This is a genomic window from Acidobacteriota bacterium (assembly GCA_016208495.1).
Classification (GTDB): domain Bacteria; phylum Acidobacteriota; class Blastocatellia; order Chloracidobacteriales; family Chloracidobacteriaceae; genus JACQXX01.
Window position 1 is genome coordinate 38,934 of record JACQXX010000145.1, and the last position, 11,157, is coordinate 50,090.

Consider the following 11,157-nt stretch of genomic DNA (forward strand, 5'->3'; position numbering starts at 1 on the left):
AGGGGTGGCGCTTGGGTCCGGTGGTAGGCCCAAAGCGGCCAACCGACCGGCTATCCGAACTGCAACGCTTCGCGGTGCAAAACCAAAAACCTGGGCGTACAAAGGTGATCGCTCTCTCAGGAACTTATTTTTTAACGCCCCCTATATATAAATGCGAATTAAGAGTTGAAAAAAGAGCGGATTTGAGCCCAGGAACTGGGCGGAAGGCATGTAGCCCAGGGTGCAAACCCTGGGAAAACGTCGCCTCCTCACTCCCGCCCGGCCAGCCGCCGCCGTAGGCGGCGGCTGGCCGGGCGGGGAAAAGGTGGGGAATGACTCGAATTCCCAGGGCTCGAAGACTCGCCCTGGGCTACGAGCCGGCGTCTACTTCATAGACTGAGGACCCAAATTATAAAAGTTCTGACTCCAACCAGATGGATCAAAGGGCTGCTCGATCATACCCCCAGTCAGCATCAGACCAGATGGATCAAGGGGAGGCTCGATCATACCCCCAGTCAGCATCAGACCAGATGGATCAAGGGGAGGCTCGATCACACCCCCAGTCTGCATCAGAGACCCTGAACGAAGATATTGCTGACTCCAACCAGATGGATCAATGGGCTGCTCGATCATACCCCCAGTCAGCATCAGACCAGATGGATCAAGGGGAGGCTCGATCACACCCCCAGTCTGCATCAGAGACCCTGAAGAAAGAACTGGTATGGCTGTGCCAGCAGGGGCGCCAGCTACACTGTACGTGGCTCTCCCACCTGCTTTCAGGTTAATCGGATTGTCCATGGCATAGGCATAGGCATTGACCGGATCAGTCATCCCGCGCGAAATGCCCCCTGGCGTCATACTCTGATCCCGCGACAGCCACCGTCCCAGTTTCGGACTGTAAGCCCGCGAGGCGGTCAGGTTGAGTTTGATGTTGGTCGTTGCCGGAGCGTAATGGAAGTACCCGGCATACCCGATATCCGCTGCCCAGCTTCCCACTGTCTGGGTCTGGCGTCCCCACGGATCATAGTGAAAGCGCGAATCCACCGAGGAGTTGTTGTTTTTCATCACGTCGGTGACACTTCCCAGATGGTCTCGCATGTAGAAATACTTGTCACTGTCCTGCTTGACCCCCTGGGCAAAGAACCGCTTGATAACCGTCGTTCCCGGTACACCCGGCACGTTGAAGCTCTCCCAGCAGGGTTGATCCCCACACCAGATGAAATCACGATTGGTGACCGCCGTTCCATTGACTTTGCCGACGATGTTTTTCAGGTTTCCAAGACAATCATAGGTAAAGATCGCTTCCTTGTTGCCATCGGTCATCGTCAACAGCCGGTCTTCATCGTCAAACGTATTGGTCGAGTTGCTATCGTAGGTTGAGTTCCCGTTGGCGTCATAGGTCAATGTCACCGTCGAGCCGCTTCCGACCTGACGGGTCACCAGTTGATTGGTTGAATTGAAGGTCGAGGTGGTGTTGACGCCGTTATTGCCCTCCACTGTCATGTTTCGGGCCGTGTCATAGGTGTAGGAGTTGGTGGTGGTTCCCCCGCCTGAATTGGCTTCAACGTACTGTGCCAGTTCCGCCGCGTTATAGCTGAACGTATCGTTGGTCGCTAATCCTCGGTCCAGGCTGGTGATGTTCAGTGTATTATACCCGTACTCGCGCTCGGAAATTGTTGTTGTCCCTTTTTTGTTGAGAATCGTTTGCAGCCGGCGATCCCCGCTGTTGCCATAGTAGCTCAGGGTTGTCGTGAGGCTATTGGGCCCGCTGATCTGCGTGACCCGGTTGCTCAAATCTGCATAGCTGATCGTGAATGTGCCCAGGGCATTGTCGTCCTCGGTCTGCCGTCCGAGGGCATCATAGGTAATTGTTCTCGCGACATCCCTCACGGTTTGGGTGACCACCCGTCCCAACTCGTCATAGTCATATGACACGTCTCCGTTGTCGCCTGACACCGTGTCGAGCTGCGTGGCCCCCAGCGTTCCTCCCGTCGTCACTGGATGATAGGTATAAACGATGGAATCCCCAGCGGTATCATCAATTTGCGTCACCCGATTGTATTTCGGACTGTACTGGTAGGTTACATCTGGTGTTGTGACTGGCGTGCTTTGGTAATCAATTTTGTACAGGTTGTCATCGAGCAGATACCGGTAATACTTGACCCGGTTTTTGGCATCCGTGACCTGTTGCAACCGTCCGATATCGTCATAGGTCGCGTTCCACTCATTGCCGTTGGCCAGCTCCTGGTTGGTCACCCGGCCCTGAATGTCCCGATTCCAGGTCGTGATCTGGTCTTTGTCATCTTTGATCTGGTACACGCCACCACTCTTGTCCCAACTATAGGTGGTTTCTCTCCCCAGCGGGTCGGTGACGACCGTCACCCGCCGCAAGGCATCGTAGGCCCTGGTTGTGACCTGCGCCAGCCGATTCCGAACCTGGCTGACGTCCAGCTTGTTGTAGGTCAATTCCTGATAGGTGGTGTCTGGATAGGTCGTACGCGTCAACCGGTCCAGGTTGTCGTAATCATAGCTGAGTGCGTACCCATCCGAATTCGTCACCGTATCCACCCGTCCCGCACTGTCATAGGTATAGGTCAGCAACGCCGTTTCGCTCGTCGGCCCCGTAACCGTCGTCAGATACCCATTTGAGTTATAGGCATACGTGAATGTCTGGCTTTTGGCATTGGTCTTCGTCAGCGGCTGGCCATGGCTGCTGTACGTCAAGGTGGTGACTTTCCTGGCGGGGTCGGTGATCGTCAGCGGCTGGTGCAACGAATTGTTTGTGAAGTCGAACTGGACCTCATCGCTGGAGCTTACCCCTTCGATCCCTTGCTTGATCTGCGTCAGATCAATGTTATTTGAGGCATAGGTGAACGTCGTCCGCCGTCCCTGGTTGCTCCCTTGTTTGTAAGGATCAATCAGTTTGGTCAGGTGGCCGAACTCGTTGTATTCACACGTGATCAGTTTGGTGCTGTTGGCCGACCCCAGCGGGTTGTCCGCTACAATCTGGCCGATTTTCGTCGGTTTGTTCATTGTCCCGACCACATCCGACTGGCTTTGTCCCGGATAGTTGTACCACACCCGGTTTTCCAGTGACCGCTTTTCGTGCTGGATCACACTCGTTGTGGTCAGGTTGTTGTCCTGGGTGCGTGCCCAGTGGATGACGTGCGCTTTGAGGAAGTAGTTTGGCGACGACAGTCCCGATGCCTCGCTCCACGCCCGCTTGTCCCAATAAAATGTACAACTGTTCCAAAAATCCGAACTCGTGGTCGTCATCCCGCTCGGCGCCGACCCCTCGGTCACCGTCACTCCGGATGAATGCAAATACTCCACCCGCTCTTTATCGTCATACGGGTCAATCGCTTCCACCCACCGTTTCCCGCTGGTGCTGCCTTCGTTCTCCTGCCCGGCGGCAAAGTCCGTCGTCCCATACGGTGTCGTCAGTGACGAAATCAAGTCCCCGCTGGTGTAGGTAAATTCCGACGCCTGGCTCACGACATTGGTGATTTCAATCAATTGTCCAGAGGTATTGTACTCAAAGGTGGCTGTCCGCCCGAATGGATCTTCAACCTGCGTGATTTTGAGTGGATCGCCCGTCACTCCATAGGACAACTCGGTGACCTGCCCAATCGCATCCGTGATGGCGGTCAATCGCAATGAACTATCGTAGCTCAACGTCACGGCTTTCCCCTGCGGGTCAATCACCTGGGTCAAAAAGTACCGTGGATTGCTCCCGCCGTCCGATTGTTCGTATTTCTCAATCCCGCCATCCGGCATCTGCCGCTCAAACCCGGTGGTCAGCTTTTTGAGCTTTGACTGACTCCAAAACCCAACATCGTAGAGTTGCGTCCCCGAATTGAGGTTCTTGAAGATTTCCCGACCGCCACCCCGCTCGTACAGAAACGCTGTTGACGCGTTTCCCGGATCAACCTGCGCATATCCCAGCCAGTTATGCGTCCACAGGTGGCCCAGGTTGGAATAGGTAAAGGTTCCCGGCTGTGTCATCTCCCGGTGATTGTACGTCACCGTGAAATTGACCGCCGGCCCGCGCGGTGGGGTGTAGCCAACTGGCGTATCAACGATGTTCAAGCTGGCCAGCGCCAGATGGAAATCATAGACCGGCAATCCTTTCTCTCCCTGACCACGACCCCCGTGCGCCTTGAGGTCACGGGGTTTGGTCGTATCCGGATCCCAATATTGGGTGGCGGCCTTCCCCCACACCTGACCGGCTTCCTGGGCACTGATTGCCGCCCAGCCCTGTGGCAATTCCCCTCGGCTGACCAGTGACCAGCCACTCGTTTCCGCTTCTAATGCCTCCTGGCTGACCACCAGCTCTTCACCAAAGGCCGGATCCTGAACCACATACTTTCCTTTGAGTGGTCCGTCATCAAAGTGTTTCGTTACGGCGGCAAAATGCCCGGTTTTCCAATGGACAATCGCGGGTGTTACAAACGCTGCCCCTGCCGAACGTCTGGCCATCTGGTATGACATTCCCAGGTCCTGTGCCACGGCTGCAATTTGCGCCAGCGACGTGCCCTGACCGGTTGCCTTGAAGTCGGTCAGTTTTGGTGTATCCGCCTTGAGTCCTGCCATCCGGCACAGATGCCGTAGTGCCAGCGGTCCACACCGAAACGCCGATTCCGGATGGGTTTGCATCAGCCACAACCCCGCCTCGGCACCAGCGATCATTTCAGCCGTCGTCCCACGTGGGGATCGGCCTTTGAGTTCCGCCAGCAGCGACTCCAACCGCTCAACCCGTCCCAGCCGGGCGTTCAATTGAGCCAGTTCCGCTCCCACCCGATTGACGACCTCTACCGCCTCGGGCTTCGTTTCGGCTTTCCCAGCCTTCCAGGCGGTTTCCCAGGCATCCAGTGCTTTCTGGAAGTACCCGGTGTGTCGGTACACCTGGCCGACATTCAACCACACCGACGTCTGCCAGGCCGATTCTGGATATCGGTCCAGAAATTCGGTGAATGGTTCTACATTGCCGGGGTCTCCAGCCTTGAGATAGGCCGTGATGGCCTGGGCCAGTGCTTTGTTTTCCACCATGGAAGTGAAGGTATCCCCGCGCTTTCCGATAGCCGTCAACGGTTCGTCAAATACCCGCGCCTGGGTGATCTGGGCATCTGTTGGTGATGATGAAAACACTGGAAACTGCGGAAGCGGGTCACTTTTTGGAACAGTCCGATTTACCTTCCCAGTCTGCTTCTGAAGCTGGGTCGGCCTCGGGGATTCTGAGTTGTCGTTGAGGTTGAAAGCCAGTGCCTGCAGCGGCAGGCAGGTCAGAAGTTGAAGCACAATCACCAGCATGGAGGCGATTTTCAAGGCTGGAACACGACGGAATTTCCACCATCCCAGGACTGGCTTGGCCGTGGTGGAAACAGATTTATGATCGTTGGATATGTGGGTACTCATGGATTTCAAGGAACTCCTTTCCGGATTCCGGAGCATTGAGCATCATCAGTGACAAATCGTCTTGGATGACGCTGAACGGGAAAAACTCCCTTCTGAATGATTGGGAGCTAGTCTTTAATGAGCAAAGAAGTCGCCAGCCATCACTGGCTCATCAAAAACTCAAGAATTTGACAAAACTGGGCTTTCCGAATGGGTAGGAAAGCGAGTGAATTACTGCTGTTTGGAATTCAGATCATTGATATCTTCATTGGCTTCGCTGATTGAAAGCGACTATCTGATACAGATGATTTGGCTTTTCAAAACGGATCTGAGTGGTAACCTACTCAGGTCCGCATAAAACTTAGGAGAACTCAGCTCGCCATAACCAATGAGTCAGACTGCCAGTATAAGAGATTGGTCCAAAAACCTTTGAATCTGGATAAACTACATGAGTCACTGGATAAAATCAATAAATATGTCAACTTCCGTTCTGCATTGTGGCCTGCTTTGAGATCAGACGTGTGGAATTGTATGGTAGTGGTCGAATGAAAACGATTCTTCCCGGCCAACAATTAGAACCGGTGGCGTGGGTCCTGGGGTCTGGCCCGTTGGGGTTTGATCCGCCGCCTGACACTGGAATCCGGCTGAAGAAAGAAACCCAAAGATGAATAAAAAACGTAATTGCTCAATCCACCCCCAACTTCTTGTAAAGCTATTTGAAATAAGGAGTTATTGTCATTCAACAACACCTAGAAAAAAGCTCATAAAGCTTGTAAACTATTGATTCTACGTTGATCGTTTTTAAAACCGCTTTTTTGACCCTAGTACAAGTGCAAAAGAATCAATTAGTTACAGACCATCTACTGGGTTGAGCAGCAATTCTTTGTTTTGATTTTTTGATTTGAGAGTCGTGACCCTCAAAACTCTTGAACGTTGAGAACTAAGAAAACACTGAAAGCCAAATAAAGAATTGCTGTGGTTTGAGCAATTACCAAATTGAGGTTCTCAATCTCAATTCCGGCACGATCCTGCTCGGTGGCGGTTTTTATGGCTTCCACGTTCAGTTCATACTTCCCAGCCTTGGAAGTTTTTTCCAGGGCTTCAATTTCAATGATGTAGCTCCCTGGCTGCTCAACGATGCAGGAAATCGGCTCCGGGCCCTGTATGCCGTTCGGGCTGTCCACTTCCTGGATGACTTTTCCATCTGGCCCAACCAACCGCACGACCACATCAATCCCGCGTTGCTCACGACCAGTTTCACATAGTCGTTGGCTTTGAGCGGCAACGGGTAGGTGTGTTTTTCACCGCCGTTCAGGGGTTGGGATTCTGGGGGAATAAAAGGCTGAGACTCTTCCTGGATTTTGGATGGCTTGCTTTGTTTGGCGTGAGTAAAGCCTGGGATTGAAAAGATAAAGACTCCAACCATCACCACCGCCGTGAAGTGTTTCATCCACCTCATCATCTTTGTTCTCCTCATTGAGAAGGATTTCGCCGTTGGGCGGCACAGGATCTTGTCAAAAATTTCCTGACGGATTGAACCTGGAAAGTGTTTGATTCTTTTCGTGTTTTTCGTGTGTTTCGTGGTTAAAAATATCTGGGAATTTTCGGTAAGGTACTTATACCAAGTTGCAATGGAATCCTCCTATTAGAAAACAGTCAAGTAATTCAATCAAATAAACTTAGTGAACTAAGGACTACTGACTACTGACTACAAATTGGTATTATTTCCCTTCCAGGTTCGTCCACGCACCCGATTGAATAAACGCCGCCCAGTAAAATGGATGCCGCCATTTTCGGCTTTTCATCATTTCCAACTGGGTGTTGTGCAGTGCCTGGCTGCGGCCTTCTCCGGCTTTCAAGCGGCGATAGAAATTTGTCATCAACTCTTTGGTGCCTTGATCCGACACTGGCCACAGACTCATCACCTGCGCTTCGCTCCCGGCCAATACCAGTGCCCGGCGTAACCCATAGACCCCATCACCGTTTTTGACATCGCCCACGCCTGAGTCACAGGCCGACAAAACGACCAGTTTGGTTCCCCACAGATTGAGTTGCGCCGCTTCCAGGGCTGTCAGCGTTCCATCATCATCGGAATTGGTACCGCCGGTGTTGGCGCCCGCGAAAAAGAGACACGACCGCAACAGTGGGTTTGCCTCCCACAGTTTTTCATAATCCACCGAGCGCAATTCGTCTTCGCGAGTCAACAATCGTTTTTCCTCGTCAGTGGCTGAGGTGTCTTGGGGTGTATCTTTGAGAAAGTAACCGTGGGTGGCAATATGCACCACCGAAGGTCTCGTGACGGATTGAAGGGCTTTTTTTGTGGCGGCGGTCTCCAGGCGCAGGGTGGCATCTGGGAATAACCCCTTGAGGAAGTTCCCTTCGTCGAGAGTTCCCTTGAGTTGTGACAACGGGGCGAAATTGTTCCCAAATAGCACTGGCCCTTTTCCAGTTCCATACATCGGGTTGACCAGAACAAAAGGGGGCTCCTGGCTGTTGGTTTTGACTTGCAGTCGCAGCAAATCCCGCCCGCTGGTCAGATAAGTCAAGAGGTAATTTTCCGCCAGATATTTTCCCGTACCATCTGTCAAAGCCGCAAACGGAATCAGGTTCAAGTCTCCATCCGGTGAAATCAACAGGTGTGTGGACGAACCGATCAAGTTCCTGACGGGTTCAAAAATGAGCTTTTCCAGGTGGTGTCCAACCACTTTAACATTGGCTTGAGTGGAACTGCCTCCAGTCGCTTGAGCTGCAAGGCCGAGTGTGCGGGACCAGCCATCTGACGAAGCTTGATTGCTCACTGCGCGGCGAAACGCGGTCACAGCTTGTTGAATGGGCTCGACTTCACCCAAATCGGCAAATCGGATTTCTTGACTTTGATCGAGCAGATAGACAACAAAGCGAGGATTCCCAAACCGGTGGGTCTTCACGTCTCGGGGACGATAGACGGCATACTCCACCAGGGTGGCACCGGCTGGAATCAGCTTTCGAACGCCTTCGAGTGTGATTGGTGTCACCTCAGTTTTAAATTCGGCGCTGCGGGTGCTGATCTCCGCTTCCAATTTTTCTTTCTGATTCTCCAGTTCGCGCAAATCGGCCAGATGCGTTTCCGGGTTTTTCTTTCCAGATCCGTTGAGTGTCACAATCGAAATTTGATTGGCCAGACTGGTATAAGCCTCCAGCAGTTTTCGCGTCTCTGGATTTGGCTGATTCCGCAACACCGCAATCGCACTGGTCATGGCATCCAGTGATCGGCCTTTGCGGCGCAAAATCACGGTTACGGCAGCCCGTAACGCTGCCGGGTCTCGGGGCGCTGCCTGGACCTGCAACGTAATGGTTTGATCGGTCTGGGAGCTGGTTTGTTTGAGATAAAGCGCTTTTTGGCTTTCGGAACCGGAAACAAGGTTGCGAATCAAATCGCGTTCGGTGGTGTCGTTGCTCCGGGTCAAAAACATAATCGCCTGCGCTGTTTCGCCTTTGGCCTGATACAACTCAGCCAGATTTTTGAGACTGTCACCGACCAACGGATGGTCTGGGCCCAGCGCCCGTTCTCTGATCGCCAGCGACCGCCGGAACAGCGGCTCGGCCCGTGGATAATCACCTTTGTCATCATACAGTAAGGCGAGATTGTTGAGGCTGGTTGCAACCGACGGGTGATCTGGACCAAGGGCTTTTTCACGGATGGACAAGACGCGCTGGTAGAGGGGCTCGGCCTTCGCGGAGTCACCCTGGTCCTGATACAAATTCGCCAGATTGCTGAGATTGGTGGCCGTCTCCGGGTGGTCCGGCCCCAGCACCTTTTCACTAATCGCCAGAGAACGTTGATAGAGCGCCTCGGCCCTGGCTGAGTCGCCGTTGTCCTGATACAGATTCGCCAGGTTGTTGAGACTGGTGGCAACCAGCGGATGGTCAGGCCCGAGCGCCTTTTCATAAATCGCCAGGGAACGCTGGTAGAGCGGCTCGGCCTTCGCCGAATCACCTTTATCCTCATAGAGATTCGCCAGGTTGTTGAGACTGTCGGCGGTCTCCGCATGGTCAGGCCCAAGCGCTTTTTCACGAATGGCCAGGGAACGCTGGTAGAGCGGCTCGGCTTTCGTGTAGTCGCCTTTTTCACGGTGGAATTCAGCCAGATTGTTGAGGCTGGTGGCCGTCTCCGGATGGTCAGGACCGAGCGCTTTCTCACGAATGGCCAAAGAACGCTGATAGAGTGGTTCGGCTTTCGGATAGTCGCCTTTGTCATTATAGAGTGACGCCAGATTGTTGAGGCTGGTCGCAACATTCGGATGGTCAGCCCCAAGCGCTTTTTCCCAGATGGTCAGGGAACGCTGAAAGAACCGCTCAGCCTGGGCATAATCGCCAGTCGCCCAGAAGAACTGGGCCAGATTGTTGAGGCTGACGGCAACCTCCGGATCGTCGGGACCCAGTGCTTTTTCAAAAATAGCCAGTGACCGCTGGTAAAACGGCTCAGCCCGGGCATAGTCGCCTTTGTCACTGTAAAAATTTGCCAGGTTATTCAGGCTATTGGCAGTTTCCAGATCATCCGGGCCAACCGTTTTCTCACAAATAGCCAGTGCCCGCTGGTACAGGAGTTCAGCCTGTACATAGTCGCCAGTGTTTTTATACAGCACACCCAGGTTGTTGAGGATGGTGGCCGTGTCCGGGTGGTCAGGCCCAAGCCCTTTCTCGCGGATGGCCAGCGCACGTCGGTACAGTGATTCAGCCTGAGCGTAGTTGCCTTTGGAATGATGGAGATTGGCGAGGGTATTAAGACTGGTGGCCAGTACCAGGCTGTCAGCGCCCAGGAGCCGTTCAGCGGTGTCCACGGCTTGCTGAGCCAGTGGAAGTGCATGATCATACTTTCCCTCATCTTCCAGGATACTCACTTCCTCGTTCAGATTTTCCAATTCAACCTCAGCCCGATCCTGTTTTGTCGCCTTCCTGCGTGTGTCCAGCTTGAGGGCATACCTTCCAGACGGCGCGTCTTTTTCCAACGATTCAATTTCAAGCTGGTAGCGTCCACCTTTTTCCGCGATGAATGAAAGCGGTTCAGGTCCCTGCACACCGTTGGGACTGTCTTCTTCTTGCAATGGTGTTCCATCCGGGCCAATCAGCCGCACCACCACATCAATCCCGCGCTGCTCCACGACCAGTTTCACGTAGTCATTGGCTTTAAGCTTCAACGGGTAGGCGTGTTTTTCACCGCCGTTCAGGTCATGCTCTCCGGACAAGTCTTGAGAGTCTGGGGAGTGAGCTTTTTTCTGGGCGCTGGCCGGTTGGCTTTGCCTTGCCTGGGCAAAGGGTGGCATTGGGAGGATAAAGACTCCAATCAATATCATCGCCTTGAGTTGTTGCAACCACAGCGGCATGCGGGTTCTCCTTACTCCAGCTATCGGTTCAGCAGGCACAATGGCATTCAGTTAAAGATGGGAGCGCTGGCATTTCAATTCCAACCGACTGCGGGCAAGACACCCCGCGCTCCCCTGTGGGTTATATGGCACATTGGATAAAACAATCCTGGGACTGTAAACCTAACCGAGTGAAGCATTTTTAATCAAGCGAGGTTTTTTACCAGCAATTCTTTGTTTGGAAATGAAAAGAGGGTCAAGATTGGCTTTCGCCCGGATGGGCGCCGGACAATAGCCGGTGGTTTGCCGCTTTGGGCACACCACCGGATCGTCGGTCCGCAGTGATTTGCGCCTGGATGGGCGCTGGAAGCTGGTTCGGGTCCCGGTTTTCGTGGAAGTTTCGGCTGCTGGCTCACGACTCCTGTTCCAGCGCCCATCCGGG

3 protein-coding genes are annotated in these 11,157 nt (G+C 53.5%); all 3 read right to left on the bottom strand.

The window, feature by feature from the left end; genetic code table 11:
* Positions 1–363: 363 nt before the first annotated feature.
* The 3 genes from HY774_27530 to HY774_27540 all read right to left on the bottom strand — a co-directional run bounded on the left by HY774_27530 (position 364) and on the right by HY774_27540 (position 10,736).
* Complete coding sequence (locus HY774_27530) at positions 364–5,394, bottom strand: hypothetical protein (protein MBI4752257.1); 5,031 nt, start codon at positions 5,392–5,394, stop codon at positions 364–366.
* Positions 5,395–6,433: 1,039 nt separating this feature from the next.
* Positions 6,434–6,835: a hypothetical protein gene (locus HY774_27535; protein MBI4752258.1), complete on the bottom strand. Its 402-nt coding sequence runs from the start codon at positions 6,833–6,835 to the stop codon at positions 6,434–6,436.
* Positions 6,836–7,094: 259 nt separating this feature from the next.
* Entirely contained in the window at positions 7,095–10,736 is a 3,642-nt protein-coding gene (locus tag HY774_27540) for a tetratricopeptide repeat protein (protein ID MBI4752259.1), read from the bottom strand.
* Positions 10,737–11,157 lie beyond the last annotated feature (421 nt).